We start from the raw sequence: 16,613 nt of genomic DNA on the forward strand, positions 1-16,613 counted from the left end.
TCTTTGTCAGCTCATGGTTTTACTCAAATCGCCTTACTCAGTAGTATTTGTTTGATGACATTCCAGTGTTGGTACACAGCAAAGTGATCCCCTTCAATGTGGATGAGTGAGGTATTGCCAGAGGTGTAATTTTTCCAGGCTTCCATGTCCGCCAAAGTGACATGAATATCGTGAGTAGCAGAAATCAGCACCAATGGGTAATTCACCTGTATATTGCCAAGTTGGGGAAATTGGCTGCGTATCCGATAATCACTGCGCAGTTGGCGGATGATGGGTTTTATTAGCGCAGGCTCGTTCAAAATGGCTTCGGGCGTCCCTTGATCCTCTTTGGTTTTCTGAATCAATTGCTCATCAGTCCATTCATGCCGTTCATCTTCTGGTTGACGATGAGGAGGGACAGAGCTGGATACCACGCCAAATAGGGGAGAAATGCCATGATTTTTCATTAATGCCTGACCCACCGCGAGACTCAGCACACCACCAAAACTATGGCCAAAGGTGATCCACTCTGTCATTCCCTGTGCCTGTTTTTGTTGGAAATCGGCCCAAATATCTGATGCCAGCCGTTCAACCAGTGAATCGAGATCGTGAATTTCAGGCTCTTTAGCCAGATGACCACGACCTGGGATCGCAACAGGCTGTAAAATTGCGGATTGGGTTGTCATAAGATCATTTAGCCAGGGGCGATAAATGGCTGTTGTTGCCCCGGCATGTGGGAAGGCATAAATCACCCGCCTGCAATTAGTGTCCATTTGTTCTCCGATCGCTGGTGGCTTCTCTCTCTGCTTCTCTTTCTGTTTCTCTTTCTATTAAGAAACTGACAATACGTTCAGCAACCATAATGGTTGACAGATTGGTTGGCATGGAGGGAATGGTGGGAAACAAGGAGGCATCAGCGACTGTCACGCCAGTAATGCCATGCACCCGACCATCTTCCTGTGTGGCACTATCAGGATCACTACTGCTACCCATTCTGAGCGTTCCAGAGGCATGCCAGCCAGGATTGACAAGGTTCTTGATTGCACTGTTCATGATTTCGTCGTTATAAATCATGGAGTGTGACCAAAATTGGATGCCATCAAGGAAGGCATCCACTTCTGCATGGTGTAAAACCTCCCAAATTTTACGCACTCCCCCTATAAGGCGAGCGATATCTGATGGGGTGCGGGTCAATGGCAGATCAATTTGGGGCAATACCGTAGGCGTGGCGGAACTGATAAAGACCTGTCCTTGAATCTCCGGACGCATCAACATGACGGAAGCGCCAACCAACATTGGATAAGCAACGCGATCTCTGAAACCTGGCACAGTGTCACTGGCAACATTGTTCAGCAAGCCAATTTGCACATCGACTTTTTCGTCATAACCGCTGTTAATGCGGGCAGCAATTTGCCGCCACGGCAGGCCTGTTGTACAGACACCTGCTTTAGGCAGCGCCCAGAGTACCACTGAGGCATGGTCAGTTAGGTTTCTGCCAACGGCGGGCACTTGTGCAACAATAGGGATACCTAATCTGCTCAGGTGTGCCGGATCCCCCACACCTGAGCGCTGCAATAATGTTGCCGAGCCAATTGCACCAGCGCAGAGAACAATCTGTCTGGCTTGATAAACCCGCTCTTCTCCCGCCTGAATGATTTTTACCCCTGAAGCGACAGTGCCGTTAAAAATGATCTGCGTGACCAGCGCATCAGTGATCACGTGCAGATTTTCCCTGTTCAGGTTCGGTTCAAGGTATGAACGATAAACATCCACTCTTTCTGCGCCATTAATAACATTGGCGGGCACAGGGCCGACGGCCGGATCTTCACCGATATTGAGATCATCAACATAAGGCACACCAAACTGTTCGCAGGCACGGGCAAACGCCATATCAAGGGGATGGATCTCGCCATCCGGAGGTCTGCGCAGGCACATTGGTCCCTGTGAACCGTGGTTATCATCACCGATACGATCGGTGTCATTTTCCAGATACTTAAACCACGGCAGAACCTGTTCCCAAGACCAATTAGGGCAACCCATTTGGGCCCATTTATCGAAATCGCTCGGAAATCCCCTCAGGGCAATGGCACCGTTGACTGCGGAGGAACCCCCGAGCACTTTTCCTACCCGATAATTGAACGGCTTACGTTCCTTGTGCTTGCGAGCCGGTTGCCTGTCATCTTGGTGAACGTGAGGGGCAATGAGAGCGGCGAACCGATCATCATTGCGCACATTGGCTTCGTAATCCCAGTTATATCCTTCCAATACCAGTCTTGACGCATCTCTGAGTGGACTGGCGGGGTTGTGTACATCAGACTCGTGGCCTGCTTCAATCAGCAGTACGGATTTCGTGCTGTTTTCAGACAGGCGTGATGCGGCCACGCATCCTGCTGAACCGCCACCTACCACGATATAATCGTATGCTTTGGTCATAGTTCATTCACCGCTTGAGATTGAACGATTGTTTCGATGATGCGAGAGAAAGACTGAATGTTGGAATTCATGAACAACCCTTCGATGATGTCCTGTTCGCCAACAGGCGTAATGTTAAACTCCTGTCGCAGTGCACTAAGTAAACCAACGGCATGCAGTGAATCACCGCCAATATCAAAAAAGCCATCGGTGACATCAAAATCATCATGCTGAAGTTGTGCTTGCCAAAGTTTTAGGATCTTTGCTTCTATCTCATTAGCGGGTTTAACCGGAGCATCAGAGTGTTCTTCGGTATCAGACCAGGGGATAGGCAGCGCTTTACGGTCAATTTTTCCATTACTGGTTAATGGCATATGGGACAATAAAACGTAATAACTGGGTACCATATAAGAGGGCAGTGTCTTGCGGGCAATCTCCCTCAACTGGTCTTGAAAATGGCTTGGGGCATCCAAAATTTCTACAGTTTCAGGGACAACATAGGAAACAATATGCCGTTGTCCGGTTTTGGGATGTACGGGAGCATCAATAACGACATGGCAGGCATTTTCATGGCTCAGGAGGCAGGCTTCAATTTCGCCTAATTCAATGCGGTATCCATTGATTTTTACCTGATTATCTTCACGCCCTAAAATTTCTATCAAGCCATCGGCAATATATCGTCCCAAATCTCCGGTTCTGTACAGCCGCTCACCTGTGACGGGATGAGTAATAAAGCGCAGTGCAGTTTTTTCTGCGTCTCCCAAATAACCTTGGGTCACTCCGTCTCCGCCAATATAGAGTTCCCCCGTTACCCATTTGGGGCAGGGCAGAAGCCAATTATTCAGAACATGGAAAGTTTGATTTGCCAACGGCTTGCCATAAGGAATGCTTTTCCAGTTTTTATCAATTTCCTTGATTGGATAGTGTATCGACCAGATAGAGCCTTCAGTCGCTCCCCCCAGACTGATGATCGCAGTATCTGGCAGGCTTTCCCGAATACGTTCTGGTAGATCGACAGGTATCCAGTCTCCGCTCATTAGGATTAACCTTAATTTGGTCTCGGACAGAGCGGAACCATTTCTGTCTACCAGTACTTTCACGGGAGCCGGAACACTATCCCAGATAGTAATTTGATGTTTGATCAGCATGTCTAACCAGATTTTTGGGTCATTGGCCGTTTCAGGCATGGAAAAAATAACTTTTCCCCCAACTCCCAATAGCCCGAAATAGTCATAGACGGACAAATCAAATCCAGCCGGTGCGACGGATAATACAGCGTCTTTTTCTGTGACGTGGAATTTATGGTTGATATCAAACACCGTATTTGCCGCATTACGGTGAGAAGCCATGACACCTTTCGGCTCTCCGGTTGAACCTGAGGTAAAGATGACATATGCCAGATCATCTAATCCCTGCACTGAAGGCATGGAAGACCAGTGTGTTGTCTCCATAGCGCTGTGCATAGGGCACTCATCCAGGTTTATTCGGAGCAAACCCGTCAATTCACCATGTTCAAAAACCGTGCTGCCAGTGATAATCCCTTTGGCTGAACAACGATTGAGCAAATTCATCCGGCGTTCGGCAGGAAGCTGGGGATCGATAGCCACGTAAGCAGCTCCTGACATAAGGACACCCAGTAACCCGATGACTAATTCCGGGCCTTGTGGCAAGGATACCGCGACAATATCATTGGGATGAATTTGGGCTGAAGTGCGAAGTTGTTGCGCGATTACGATGGCTTTATTGACCATTTCCGCATAGGTAACTTGTTTTTCTCCCTGAATAAGCGCGATTTCATGGGGGAATTTGGCTGCGGCCTGCAAAATCATTTCATGCAGCAGTTTAAGATCGAACGCGGTATCTGTTGCATTGGATTTTTCCCGCTCTGCCAGATCTGATGCGGGCAACCTCACCAATGATGCACTTGTATCCCATACGGAATCATCTTCAGCACAAGTTGCAATCAGCGTCAGATAGGTATCCAGCATGGCTTCTACCATGTCATCAGGGAACAGTTCACTGACAGTGTTCCAGTTAATCTGAACAAGACCATCAACCCGAACAATTTGGTTCTCTAACCAGACTTGTGGGGTTTGATTGCTGTTATAAATTTGGGTAGCGTCCGTCCAACCGATATCTGTTACCACATCGTCCAAATTGGCTGTCAGGGTATTGCTAAATACTACGGGAGCTGTTGCTGCCCGATTGTTATGACCTCGGCGGGTCAGCTCTCTCAAAACCTGAACGCCATTGTAGGAACAATGCCAGCGATTCATCATCAAATCAGTCTGGATTTGCACTAAACGATCATGGAAGCTTTCTTCTTTTGTTCCCCGTATTCCCAGTAACATGGGTTGAAGAAAATTACCGACAACATTTTCGATGCCATCAAAATAGGGGCGCCGCCCGAATTGAGTGATAGTCAGCGTAAAAGTTTGGTGTTTCGACCACTGACGAAGGACTTCCGTATAAATGCCGAGAAGTACTGTTTCCAGAGTTAGCTTATGTGCTTCCGCTTTCTGCCTGAGCGCCAGCAATGTTTCAGCGGCGATTTTTCTACTGTAACGCTTGAACGCAGGAGAGGAAATCATCTCAGGAATCGTTTTCAATGGTAACTCTGGCGGTTGCGGTAAAGTATCTAACTGTTGTTCCCAGTAGGCTTTGTCACGTAACCCTTGTAATTGCCCTTGCAGATAACGCTCTGAGTTTATATAAGTGTGAAAATTCATATTAGCAGCTAATATGGGTAACTCATGACCTTGATAAATTTTCCACCAGTCACGTAATATCAGACGGATACTATGAAGATCTACAAACATCATATCGAAATAAACATGCAAGCGAGTAATATCGTCATTAATTATTGTTGCTCGTATATCGAATGTAGGGGCTTTATCAAGGGGGAGTAATTGTGTTTCCATTTCCTGACGGATATTTTCCAGCATGTTATCTTTTTCTGGTGCTGACCATTTTCTACAATCCTGAATAGGAATGATGTAATTTAATGGGGCAGGTAAAATCCGCTGTTGTCCATCTAAAGATAAAGTCGCCCTTAACATAGGGTGATATTCAATGATTTTGTTCAATGCGTTATTTAATGAATTGATATTTAATGATTTAATATCTAATTCAGTATAGAGGCAACTGGTTAACCCTCCCAGTTCCAGTCCGGGGTTACGCCCAATTAAATAAGCATATTGAATATCTGTTAATGGAAAATTTTCTGTCTCAATCGTATCGTCTTGTAGAGTTATAGGGATGGTAATATTTATTAATGGTAATCTATTTTGAAGCATCCCATTAACCTGTTTTTTCAATTGGGGTAACTCTATTTCTAAATTTTTATTTTCTGGTTTATATAATTCAGGAGAGGTAGAGATTTCTAATCCGGATTCTTGTAATGCCTGGAGAAAATTTTTCATGCATTATCCCTTAGTATTTGATTGGTAAGTTGATTTATGTTTTTTTGAAATTACTTTTTTCTCTGAAATAAAATAGCGCTGGGAATATGGTTGAATTTATTAACAAAGAATCCATTTGCTGTTCACCAATTTATTTTGGTGAAAATAAACATGATTTACTATCAAAATAATATATTGATTCATGAGCTTAAAATAAACGAGAAGCAATACATTGTTAGATGCCTCATGAATTTTAGTAAGGTGTTTAGTTTTATTTGTTGGTTTGCCTTTACGTAAAAATAACACTTTTATAACTAAATGTAATATCAAATAATAACATTTTATTAATGATTATTGTTATATAAAACATACGGATACTGACCAAATTTAAGTTTGCAATAGAATAATAATTCCTGACGCCTCACAAACTTGCACAGCTTCTGTGGGAAAATTCGAGATTTTTAGACAGCTCAATCGTCAGAAAAAGTATGAATTTTTTTATTCACTGTTTGTGTCTTACTTATGTTTTCCTTCCTTAATCTTATGTTAATAGACATTCTTTATTGAAACTGGTGATTATCCATTTCACCTGAATTTTTATTAAATTATTTTATTGAACACCTGTTTGTGGTTAATGGTTGTTCTCCTTGAAGACTAAAACGTGTGGAGAAGGGCGTGACTCAAACTCGTAAAGAGCAATACTCATTATTATGTTGTTATTGCGTGATTTTTTGTATTTTGAATAGTTAATAAGTGAAATCATCCTATCTCTATTGATTTTTTCTCTGGTTAAAGTTATTAAGTAGAATTTATCTTATTGATTTTTTTGAAAATTATATTTATCCAATATTGCTTAGATAATTTTTGTGTCATTTATTTTGAGGATTTTAATAACTGATTGTTATTAATTGATAGCCTGTCCCTATCTTTCTGATAGGAAAAGATCTATTGATCTAACTATAATATTCAATATAATAATTGAATTACGGGTATCGAGTATTCTGAGTTAGCGATTATCTTGTACATGGATTCATAAAACGAATGTTCCGATATTAAGTTAACAAATTTACATTCGTATACCCCACATTTTATTTATAAGCTGTGTTTAAGTAACTTGAAAATTTTGTTGAGGATTCAATATGAGTACATTAATTGAATTAACTGAAGATAATTTTGAGCGTGTAGTCGGTACTAAAGGGGTCTGTGTTGTCAGATTCTGGGCACCATGGTGTGGCCCGTGTCGTGCGGTAGCACCAACGTTTAATCAGTTATCAATCGATATGAAAGATAGTGCCACTTTCGGGGAAATCAATATTGATGAAGCCTATAATATCACTATGAAATATGGCATTCGCAGCATACCAACGACATTAGTATATAAAGATGGGCAGCCTGTAGATTCTCTTGTTGGCGTCGCTTCATTAACACAATTTAAGAATATGGTTTCTCAAAATTTGTAGTTCAAGTTGAGTTAAATTTGAGGGTTTGAGGAGCCTGCCTTACCTAACAGTCCAAACCAATATCATCATTTGCTTTTAATTGGTAAAACAAGGAGCATTTAATGTCTGTTTATACGAAAGTATTAATTATAGGAACTGGCCCTGCTGGGTATACTGCGGCGATATATGCGGCTAGGGCAGGTTTTTCTCCTATTGTTGTCTCCGGTTTGGAACTGGGCGGGCAATTAATGAATACCACTGATGTTGAAAATTGGCCGGGAGAGCCGGGAGGGACAACAGGCCCTGAACTTATGTTAAGAATGGATCAGCATGCGAAAGAATTTATTCCGGAAATAATTAATGACCACATAGTTTCAATTAATTTTGATGCCAAACCCTTCTTGGTTTCAGGGGAGAAAAATGAATACCAAGCAGAAAGTATCATTATTGCAACAGGGTCAACTGCACGCTATTTGAATCTGCCTAATGAAAATAAATTACAGGGTAAAGGGCTCTCCTCCTGTGCGACTTGTGATGGTTTTTTCTTTAAAGGCCAAGATGTTGCAGTAATCGGGGGTGGCAATACTGCCGTTGAAGAAGCATTATATCTTGCTAATATAGCAAGGCGAGTTTTTCTGATTCATAGGCGAGCTGAACTAAGAGCTGAAAAAATCCTACAGGACAGACTGATGGCTAAAGTCAGTGAAGGTAAGATTGATATACTCTGGAATACAGAAGTGAAAGGGTATATAGAATATCAGAATGAATTTAAAGGGCTCGCTTTAATAAATACATTTGATGATATCTTATTTGATCTTCCTATCAGTGGCTGTTTTATGGCGATAGGCCATGATCCGAATACAGGTTTTTTACAAAATAAATTAAAGCTGAATGATGGATATATTATTGTTAATGGCAAATCTCATCATTTTGAAACAATGACATCAATCCCCGGGGTATTTGCAGCAGGAGATGTTGCTGATGACAAATATCGTCAGGCAATAACATCAGCAGGTTCAGGGTGCATGGCGGCACTTGATGCAGGAAAATGGTTACAGTTTAATAAATTATAATATTATTAGTTCATTAAGGCCATTCAGTGTCTCTCTTCATCAATTAATCTGCGCATTTCTGCCAGTATGTAAATACTGGCTTTTATCATTAATATGGTTGTTCATATGGATTGGCACTTTCCCTTATATCTCCCTTGAAGGACAAGGCATTACACACTGGATAAGGAATAAAGCGGTATAGATTGTTTATCGTTGACTAAAATTTCAAGCCAGACTAATCTATCAATCAATAATTACATTGAATGCTTTAATGAAAACATTGTGCCTCATGCCGCTTTTATAGAACAGGAGTTTTTATAATGTCGCCTAACAACATATCCTCTACAAGCAACGATACATCACAGATAAAACCCCATTCAAATCAGCGTCTGGCGTTTATGGTTCTAGCAATCGTACAGTGTATTCTTATTTTCACGATTGCAATCGTTACAGTTCCACTTCCAAAAATCGCGATAGAATTCAATCTCACATCTGCTGATCTGCTTCTTGTTCTTGCTGCTTACGGACTCCCATTCAGTGGCTTACTATTGTTTGGCGGGCGGCTGGCCGATAGGTTTCAGGGACGACGGATGTTTGCCATTGGCTTATTCATCTTCGGTATATCTTCTGTGATTGCAGGTTTCTCTCCTACTTTTGAAATGCTCGTTGCCATGCGATTTACTCAAGGGATAGGTGGAGCCTTAACAGCGCCGGCTGCAATGGCTGTACTACGTGCTTTATTCCCGGAACCCAATGCCTTTGCCAGAGCAATGGCTACATGGGGAGGGGTTTCCGTTTTGGGTGCTGTCTTAGGATTTGTCATCTCTGGTGTAGTAACAACATGGGTTTCCTGGCGATGGATGTTCGCCGTACCTGTCCTTGTGTCAGTCATAGGTTTGCTCAGCACCCGCAGTCTACTTCCAGCCGGAATTGATGAGTCTCACCAGCATCGGTCGAAATTAGACCTGATTGGTGCAATATTCGCTACGTTCGGTATTTCCTTAAGTAGTTATGGCTTGATATTAACTGGCGATCATCCGTGGACATCGTCAGTGGTATTGCTCCCACTACTGATTGGTCTTGGCTCATTAGTTGCCTTTGCTGTGCTCGAACGTTTCGTCCGTGACCCACTCCTTCCTCCCGGGTTTATTTTCGAGCGGAACCGAATCACAGGACTATTTGGCATGTTTCTGGCGGCCGTAGGCTCGGGCGTTGTCAACTTCGTTTTATCCCTCTACTTACAACAAGAACTGGGATGGACACCACTCATGACAGCCGGCGCATTCCTGCCGTTCGCAGTCGCGCTCATCGTGACCGGACAAATGACAACACCTTTAGTTGGTCGCATGGGGGCTGCACGGGTGACAAGCCTGGGGTTATTTATCGCTGCCATCGGACTTGGATTGTTGGTCGGTATTGACAAAAACACAACTTACGTCGTGGGATTACTGCCCAGCCTGGTTCTTGTCGCAATAGGTATTTCACTGGCTTTTTCAGGCTCTGCGGTACTTTCCACAATGAATGTTCCACAACATCAGGCGGGTCTGGCTGGTGGGGTCATGAACACAGCCATGGAGCTCGGCCCGACTGTAGGGCTGGCAGGATTAATGGCTGTGGCTGCAACACAAGTAGAGATCATTGATGGTTATGTATGGGCGTTCGGAACTGCCGCCGTTATTTATGTCATTGCAGCACTATTGGCGATTTTACTCACAAACCGTAATCATGTTGCATTAGGGAAACCTCACCATGAATAACATTCAATCAGAGGAAAAAAGCCCGAAAGCCTCATCGGGAATAGCACCACCAATGCAAAAGCAGCGTGATATACCTGCCTCCATTTATTTGCTCGGGTTGACTATATTCGTACTCACTACCTCTGAGTTTATGGTTGTCGGTATGATGCCATCGTTAACCGGCGTGTTTGGAGTCACTGTTGCAGATATTGGCTACCTGATTTCACTCTACGCTATCGGCATGGTTGTCGGTGGGCCGATACTGACAGCATTATTTGTCACGTTACGGGTTCCCAACAAGCAGGCACTACTTTGGCTACTGGCTCTCTACAGTGTTGGCGGCATTATAGCTGCAACGGCAGGGAGTTATCAGTCGATGGCTATTGCCCGCGTTATCACTGGCGTTGCCGGCTCTGCCTGTATCGGTATCTCTTTGGCGATTTGTGGTGAAGTCGCCAGAACAGAAATGCGGGGAAGAGCCTCATCAATTGTACTCAGTGGCATGATGCTGGCGACTGTTTTAGGCGTACCCGCAGCAACCGTTATTGATCAGAACATGGGCTGGCGTTTGAGTTTTTGGTTGGTTGTTATATTCACTGTCATTTGTGCTTTGATTATATGGGCGCTGGTGCCTGCTTCACGTAATACTTCGGATATTCGTATTGGCGATCAACTTACATCGTTTCGAAATGGAAAACTTTGGGCAGCTTATGCGTCAAGTGCACTTATCATCGGAGCATCTTACGCAGCTTTCAGCTACATTTCAGCAATTTTGACTGAAGTTACAGGATTATTGCCGGCCATCGTGCCTATTATACTCGGCCTTTATGGTGCAGCGAATGTCATTGGCAACACGATTACCGGCCGTTTTGCTGATAAGCATACTTTCGCAGTACTGACCATCGGGATTAGCATTCTGGCTATATCGTTACTGATATTTGCGTTTTTTCCAGAAAGTCGCTACATAAGTGTCATTGCCTTTTTAGTGATTGGTCTTGTGGGGGTTCCCATGAGTCCAGCAATGATTGCACGTGTTATGCGCGTGGCAAATGCAGGTCCTTTGGTCAATAGTGTCCATGTCTCCATTATTAACAGTGGGCTGGCATTTATCGCATGGGCAGGGGGATTAAGTATTGGTGCAGGATATGGGCTTATATCACCATTATGGATCGGCCTGATTCTGGCTATCTTTGCCTTGCTTTCACTCACACCACTTAGTGTTAGGATTTCAATGAAGTCATCTTAAATGAATGAATAGAGAGGCGATAAATAAGTATCTTACAAGATAATAGCGCTGGTGTTCACAAATACAGCGCTATTTACTAAAAAACTTCAGTTTTTGTTTCATGAGGTTAAAAATCAACAACAGTATCACTACCTACCATCTTTCCAAACTTTAAGAATAATAGTATTACTGTGTGACCCAACACTGGCGAATGAATCATCAGGAAGATCAATCCACCTGGCATTTAAGCTATTCATTAGATTTCTAAACTCCTTTGATTTCCTACGGTTACGAAATTCTGTACCCGGTGACATAATAGAAACGAGTAAACCGTCACTCTTGAGAAATTTCAGGGCATGTATTACATGGTCGATATCTCTTTCCCCCTCAAAAGGAGGATTCATGATTATTCGGTCATATAGCTCTTTTTGGTCAGGTTCAACCAAGATAAAATCTGCATTTATAACGTGTCGGAAAAGATGAGTATTATCTAGTTCTGTACATCTTTCTGTATGTACTTCAATACAATCAACAATACCACCGGCGTATACAGCAAACTTAGCAAGGTTTCCTAACCCTGCACTTGGTTCAAGCACAGTTAAACGATGAGGGGCTGGAGTATGAACAATTTCAGCCTCTGCAACAATCCGATGTGCAACTTCGATTGGGGTTGGGAAAAAGCCGTAATTAGTTGCAAGGTCTAATACTGGTTCGTACAATCCACGACTTTCGTCCAGGTTGGTACCTTCCAAATTTAGTTCCCCATAATAATCACTTAAAATACGTATAACCTCTTTAACTAAATCTTCCCGCTTGAACCAAAAATAACATTCTTTCTTTTCATTGACATATCCAGAAAGGTATTCTGAATCAATGTGTATCTTTACATCTGTTTGTTCATTATTCTCTGTACTAATCAAAGCATCAATAATGCTAAATCGGCTCTTATCGGATATATTCTTTCCATCTAAAAGTGAAAAGATCATCTCAATATCTTCTAATAACTGTCTAATATCTGAAGTGATTTTCTCTTCATTTCTCACTTCGAAGATATTTTGTATGTAAATACTATCTCCAAAAACCCAGCCATCATGTGCTCTGAATCGTCTGTCGAAACGAGAAAAACTGTGAGCCACTGCTCTTTTGAAAGCGGTTCCGTCTTCTTCAGAGAGGTAATTAATTCTTTTGTCAGAAAAAAAGTTATTCATAAATTTCCCCTATCTCGGTGTATTGATCAAAACGATTAACTTTTATTTTATTAACATCATTAAATGAATTCATTTAATGATGTTTCGTTTTGGTAGTATCTGTCATTTTGTTCGTTAGCAAGTTTCATATATAAAATTTTGTTTATAAATACTAATTTAACTTTATTTTCATGAAGTTAAAAATAATTCACATTTATGAAAATATCAGATTGACAGAAATTGGATGACGCACATATTATTCAAATTTTAAATTGAATGATTTTTTGTTTAGTTGGTGTAGAGGTTGATGTAGAAATAGTTATTAAAAGAAATAATTCTCAAAAGGCGATTCATTGCGTGGTTATACAAAACACATAAATAATTTTGCTTTTTCAAACCCTCCGGGGAAAATCTATAAAGGAGCAATACCATGAAATACGATGTAATCGTTGTCGGATCAGGTGCAATCTCCAGTTCAATCGCTTACGAATTAGCCAGTAGAAAGCATTCTGTCTGCCGCATCGGTAGTCTCGATAGACGCAATGCAGCTTCCAATGCAGCAGGAGCTATGAATGGCTGTTTCGGTGAAGTAACAACAGGTTTAGTTGCAAGCCAGCATGGAAAATTGAAGATAAAAATGGATTTCAACGCCAAAAAAAGATGGCCACAATGGGCTGAAAGACTTGCAAATTCATCCGGCAACCATCAATCACTTTTTACTGCACAAGGGACGCATGTTATTCTTAATACGGCTGGGACTGACGAGATAGATAGCGCTAATTATGATGCAATCGAGAAGATGCTAATCTCTTATAATGAGCCCTATGAAACAATTTCGCCCGGACAGATCACGTGGTTAAAACCTAATGAACTTGTTCGACCATTAATGGCTCTTCACATTCCCGACGAGCACGCCATAAATTCTCACCGACTACTCGAAGTGTTAGATTCTGCTTTTCTGGCCGAAGGAGGAACACTCATCTCGAAAAATGCCAAACGCGTTTTATCAGAAAATGAAAGCGTTACCGGCGTTGAGCTTGAGGATGGAGAAACAGTTTCAGCCGATAAAGTCATTATAGCTGCTGGTGTCCACTCACTGGATATACTTGCTGACAAGCCAGATATTACAGAACGAATTCCACCACTGTTTGCGGGTAACGGTGTTTCCATATTACTTAAGCTTCCGGAAGGCATGGAACTACCACAGTCAGTAATTCGAACACCTAATCGTGCTTTCGCATGTGGGCTGCATTGTGTGCCAAGAAATGACGGTATTCTATATATTGGTGCAACTAATATTCTGAAAAACGATCCCCGAACTCAAGCAACAGTATCAGATGTACAATTCCTGCTTGAATGTGCGGTAGAACAACTCAATGTGAATTTGTATTCTTCTGAAATCATTTCAGTTCAGGTGGGAAACAGACCTATATCGGCTGATGGATTTCCTCTTATTGGTGAATGTGGAATGGACGGGCTTTGGTTGGTTACTGGCACGTACCGAGATGGTTTGCATCAGTCTCCCTTATTGGCGGACTACGTCGCTAATGCCATCTATGGGAAAACAAATACAGATATCGATCTTAGTGATTTTACTCCTATACGTGCACCCTTAACTGGCCTTTCCCGCGATGTGACAGCTAGAGAAACTGTGTCACAAATGCTTGGTGTGGGATATGAGTGTCTTTGGGACATTAAGCCGAATTGGGCGCCTATAATTGAAGAGGGATTATTGCACCGTTACGAAAGCTTAATTAACTCTCTTCATCTTCGTTTCACACCTCCTCCGGAGATTGTTGCTTTTTCGCACTACAACGACAGGATAAAAGAACGTTTGTTGAAATACTATGACGCTTGGTCATCATAACCCATTAAGATATCGCAAGTAAGTCTATGAAGAGGCATGGGATTACATGCGAGGGGGGTGTTACTAGAAATTATTGAATAAATGATGATTTTGTATAATTGTTTTAGCTAAATAATAAACAAACCTTATCATTAAGCCACAAATTGTGTTAATAAAATAATAGAGAACATATACCAACCCTTAAACAACAGTGCCGGAAAAGAGGCCGGGATCCGCATAAATTTCCGGCCTTATCGGGGTGTTGATATGTTCTCGTAACGTTCGGATACCTCAAAAACGTTCCATTAGGCTATTTTCCCGGCAACTCCCCCGACGGATTAAGTTTTGTCTGATTCGATACCGTTACAACAAATAACTAAAAAACAGGGCGGCTAAATAGAGGCCAACACCATAAGAAGTATGCGCCATTAAACTTCTCAATCTTAGTGTATTAGGTGCGGGAGTCTTGGATGCAGCTATCCCCATTCCCAGACCTGGCTGCATAATAAAAAAAGGTGCAATGACAGTAACGATTCCCATGATTAATGCAGGAAGGAACGTTGGATTTTTTGCCCAATCCAGTCCCAAAATAAGCAACAGAATGCCCGCAAAAATGATGCCAATAAGATAGTGAGCAAACCAACCAATCCCGCTTTCCCCTTTCACAGGTTCGGCCTGTAGAATGCTTGTATGGGTAAATTGCCCTTTGGACATGTGTCCAATCCAGCGTCCTACCAGGCTATAATTCAATGAGGAAATGCCGAAACAACGTTTTATGAAAACAGCCCAAAGATCCATGACAACCGTTGAACCAATACCAATCAATACAGAATAAACAATAAACTCCAGTCCTTCATTCATCTGTTGCGCTCCTCCGAATTGTGGTTATCCATAATGGTCAATCAATCAGCAGGTACTCGAAATGGCACAGAAACTCTGATACCATTACATTCAATTAATGCATTGAGTGTAATAATGGTGGAAGTGTAAAGTCAATGTTTGATAAACAACTTATTGTCGAGATTGCAGAAATTGCCAAGGTGCTAGGAAATCTTCATCGGTTGGCACTGCTTGAATGTTTGGTTAACACTGAACACCCCGTGGAAAAGCTATCAGAGCTTTCCGGTTTGTCAATTGCTAATACTTCGCAGCATCTCCAGCAACTCAAACGTGCAGGATTACTTCAGTCTCGTAAATCAGGAAAGCATGTGCTTTATCGCCAGAGCGAAGGGCCCATTATGGAAGTTATTTCGGTACTCCAGCAATATGCCGAGTTTAACCGCAAAGAAATGCGCAGATTGATTGATGATTCAAACAACCAGGAAATCATTTCATGGGATGAGTTGTTGGACAGAATTAAGGAAAACAGCACGATATTACTGGATGTCAGGCCAAAAGAGGAGTTTGAACAAGGTCATTTGCCGAATGCCATCAATATCCCTGTAGAGGAACTGGAAAACCGCTTAGACGAGATTTCTTCCAATCAAGATCTTGTTGCGTACTGCCGGGGCCCTTACTGTGTTCTTTCTGCTAATGCTCTTGAATTATTGCGTGCTAAAGGTATTCGCGCCCGTCGCTTTAATAAAGGATTCTCTGGCTGGAAAGATGCTGGAATGAATGTTGAAGTTAAACCTTAAAATTAATGTAATCAGGCCGATGACTGGCCTGATTACATTAAAATTTGAAATTTACCGGATAGGTATATTCCATTTTTGTGATGAAACTCTTGTAATAAAATATCAACGGCGTGCACTTTTTGGTCTGAAAGCAGTCACAACGGTTTCATCCGTTTCCACATAAGGGCCGTCCAGCAGTTGGATACAATAGGGAACGCTGGCAAAAATTCCTGCTACTAATACCTTACCATTTTCGTCTTTCAACCCTTCCAACGTTTCCGCGATGGCTTTGGGTTGTCCGGGGAGATTAAGAATTAACGCCTGATTACGAATTACGCCTACCTGACGGGACAGAATGGCTGTTGGAACGAATTGTAGACTGATTTGACGCATCTGTTCCCCAAATCCGGGCATTTCACGATCAGCAATTGCGAGTGTTGCATCTGGTGTGACATCGCGGCGTGCTGGCCCTGTTCCCCCGGTGGTTAGTACCAGATGGCATCCCAGCTCATCGACCAATTCACACAAGGTTTGCTCAATCAGGATTTGCTCATCAGGAATAAGGCGGGTTTCTACGCTAAAAGGTGTGGTAATCGCCTTTGCCAGCCATGTTTCCAGTGCGGGCAGCCCCTTGTCCTGATAAATACCATTGGAAGCCCGATCGGAAACGGACACGAGGCCAATGCGTAATACGTTCATACGAACCTCAATTAACGATAA

The 16,613-nt window shown here is 42.5% G+C and carries 12 protein-coding genes; 6 read left to right on the forward strand and 6 right to left on the reverse strand.

Features of this window, described 5'->3' with window-relative positions; translation table 11 throughout:
• Positions 1-23: 23 nt before the first annotated feature.
• From Xmir_RS15555 to Xmir_RS15565, 3 genes are read right to left on the reverse strand one after another with little or no spacing between them, the layout of a single operon-like run.
• A complete protein-coding gene (locus Xmir_RS15555) occupies positions 24-752 on the reverse strand; it encodes a thioesterase II family protein (RefSeq protein ID WP_099115101.1) in 729 nt (242 codons plus the stop codon).
• The gene (locus tag Xmir_RS15560; RefSeq protein ID WP_099115102.1) at positions 742-2,412 is read right to left on the reverse strand and encodes a GMC family oxidoreductase; all 1,671 of its coding nucleotides are present in this window, start codon (positions 2,410-2,412) and stop codon (positions 742-744) included. Before Xmir_RS15560 ends, Xmir_RS15555 begins: the two co-directional genes overlap by 11 nt.
• Positions 2,409-5,813 (reverse strand): non-ribosomal peptide synthetase, encoded by a 3,405-nt coding sequence (locus Xmir_RS15565; RefSeq protein ID WP_099115103.1) that lies wholly within the window; start codon positions 5,811-5,813, stop codon positions 2,409-2,411. The genes Xmir_RS15560 and Xmir_RS15565 overlap by 4 nt, the downstream gene beginning before the upstream one ends.
• Positions 5,814-6,931: 1,118 nt before the next feature.
• Here Xmir_RS15565 and trxA point away from each other — a divergent pair.
• From trxA to Xmir_RS15585, 4 genes are all read left to right on the forward strand, one after another.
• Positions 6,932-7,252 carry a thioredoxin gene (gene trxA, locus Xmir_RS15570; RefSeq protein WP_099115104.1) on the forward strand — a complete coding sequence of 107 codons (321 nt, stop codon included), beginning with the start codon at positions 6,932-6,934 and terminating at the stop codon, positions 7,250-7,252.
• A gap of 101 nt (positions 7,253-7,353) precedes the next feature.
• Positions 7,354-8,304: a thioredoxin-disulfide reductase gene (gene trxB, locus Xmir_RS15575; RefSeq protein WP_099115105.1), complete on the forward strand. Its 951-nt coding sequence runs from the start codon at positions 7,354-7,356 to the stop codon at positions 8,302-8,304.
• Positions 8,305-8,603: 299 nt separating this feature from the next.
• On the forward strand, positions 8,604-10,040 hold the full coding sequence (locus tag Xmir_RS15580) for an MFS transporter (RefSeq protein ID WP_099115106.1): 1,437 nt from the start codon (positions 8,604-8,606) through the stop codon (positions 10,038-10,040).
• Positions 10,033-11,265, forward strand: a complete 1,233-nt coding sequence (locus Xmir_RS15585) for an MFS transporter (RefSeq protein ID WP_244170950.1) — start codon at positions 10,033-10,035, stop codon at positions 11,263-11,265. The genes Xmir_RS15580 and Xmir_RS15585 overlap by 8 nt, the downstream gene beginning before the upstream one ends.
• Positions 11,266-11,393: 128 nt before the next feature.
• Here the strand turns inward: Xmir_RS15585 and Xmir_RS15590 are convergent, their stop codons facing one another.
• On the reverse strand, positions 11,394-12,452 hold the full coding sequence (locus Xmir_RS15590; protein ID WP_099115107.1) for a class I SAM-dependent methyltransferase: 1,059 nt from the start codon (positions 12,450-12,452) through the stop codon (positions 11,394-11,396).
• A gap of 409 nt (positions 12,453-12,861) precedes the next feature.
• Here Xmir_RS15590 and Xmir_RS15595 point away from each other — a divergent pair, with 409 nt between their 5' ends.
• On the forward strand, positions 12,862-14,298 hold the full coding sequence (locus Xmir_RS15595; protein WP_099115108.1) for an NAD(P)/FAD-dependent oxidoreductase: 1,437 nt from the start codon (positions 12,862-12,864) through the stop codon (positions 14,296-14,298).
• Between the two features lie 342 nt (positions 14,299-14,640).
• Here Xmir_RS15595 and Xmir_RS15600 read toward each other — a convergent pair whose 3' ends face one another.
• Entirely contained in the window at positions 14,641-15,138 is a 498-nt protein-coding gene (locus Xmir_RS15600; RefSeq protein ID WP_099115109.1) for a DUF2938 domain-containing protein, read from the reverse strand.
• 134 nt (positions 15,139-15,272) lie between these two features.
• Between Xmir_RS15600 and Xmir_RS15605 the strand changes: the two genes are divergently transcribed.
• The gene (locus Xmir_RS15605) at positions 15,273-15,914 is read left to right on the forward strand and encodes an ArsR/SmtB family transcription factor (RefSeq protein WP_099115110.1); all 642 of its coding nucleotides are present in this window, start codon (positions 15,273-15,275) and stop codon (positions 15,912-15,914) included.
• Between the two features lie 102 nt (positions 15,915-16,016).
• Here Xmir_RS15605 and mog read toward each other — a convergent pair whose 3' ends face one another.
• Positions 16,017-16,592: a molybdopterin adenylyltransferase gene (mog, locus tag Xmir_RS15610; protein WP_099115111.1), complete on the reverse strand. Its 576-nt coding sequence runs from the start codon at positions 16,590-16,592 to the stop codon at positions 16,017-16,019.
• Positions 16,593-16,613: the final 21 nt, after the last annotated feature.

This window comes from Xenorhabdus miraniensis (genome assembly GCF_002632615.1).

Excerpts from the sequence above, each read along its gene's own strand:
- Xmir_RS15605 (WP_099115110.1), top strand. The coding sequence starts at position 15,273 with ATGTTTGATAAACAACTTATTGTCGAGATTGCAGAAATTGCCAAGGTG.
- trxB (WP_099115105.1), top strand. The coding sequence starts at position 7,354 with ATGTCTGTTTATACGAAAGTATTAATTATAGGAACTGGCCCTGCTGGG.
- mog (WP_099115111.1), bottom strand. The coding sequence starts at position 16,592 with ATGAACGTATTACGCATTGGCCTCGTGTCCGTTTCCGATCGGGCTTCC.
- Xmir_RS15590 (WP_099115107.1), bottom strand. The coding sequence starts at position 12,452 with ATGAATAACTTTTTTTCTGACAAAAGAATTAATTACCTCTCTGAAGAA.
- trxA (WP_099115104.1), top strand. The coding sequence starts at position 6,932 with ATGAGTACATTAATTGAATTAACTGAAGATAATTTTGAGCGTGTAGTC.
- Xmir_RS15560 (WP_099115102.1), bottom strand. The coding sequence starts at position 2,412 with ATGACCAAAGCATACGATTATATCGTGGTAGGTGGCGGTTCAGCAGGA.
- Xmir_RS15600 (WP_099115109.1), bottom strand. The coding sequence starts at position 15,138 with ATGAATGAAGGACTGGAGTTTATTGTTTATTCTGTATTGATTGGTATT.
- Xmir_RS15565 (WP_099115103.1), bottom strand. The coding sequence starts at position 5,813 with ATGAAAAATTTTCTCCAGGCATTACAAGAATCCGGATTAGAAATCTCT.
- Xmir_RS15595 (WP_099115108.1), top strand. The coding sequence starts at position 12,862 with ATGAAATACGATGTAATCGTTGTCGGATCAGGTGCAATCTCCAGTTCA.
- Xmir_RS15580 (WP_099115106.1), top strand. The coding sequence starts at position 8,604 with ATGTCGCCTAACAACATATCCTCTACAAGCAACGATACATCACAGATA.
- Xmir_RS15585 (WP_244170950.1), top strand. The coding sequence starts at position 10,033 with ATGAATAACATTCAATCAGAGGAAAAAAGCCCGAAAGCCTCATCGGGA.
- Xmir_RS15555 (WP_099115101.1), bottom strand. The coding sequence starts at position 752 with ATGGACACTAATTGCAGGCGGGTGATTTATGCCTTCCCACATGCCGGG.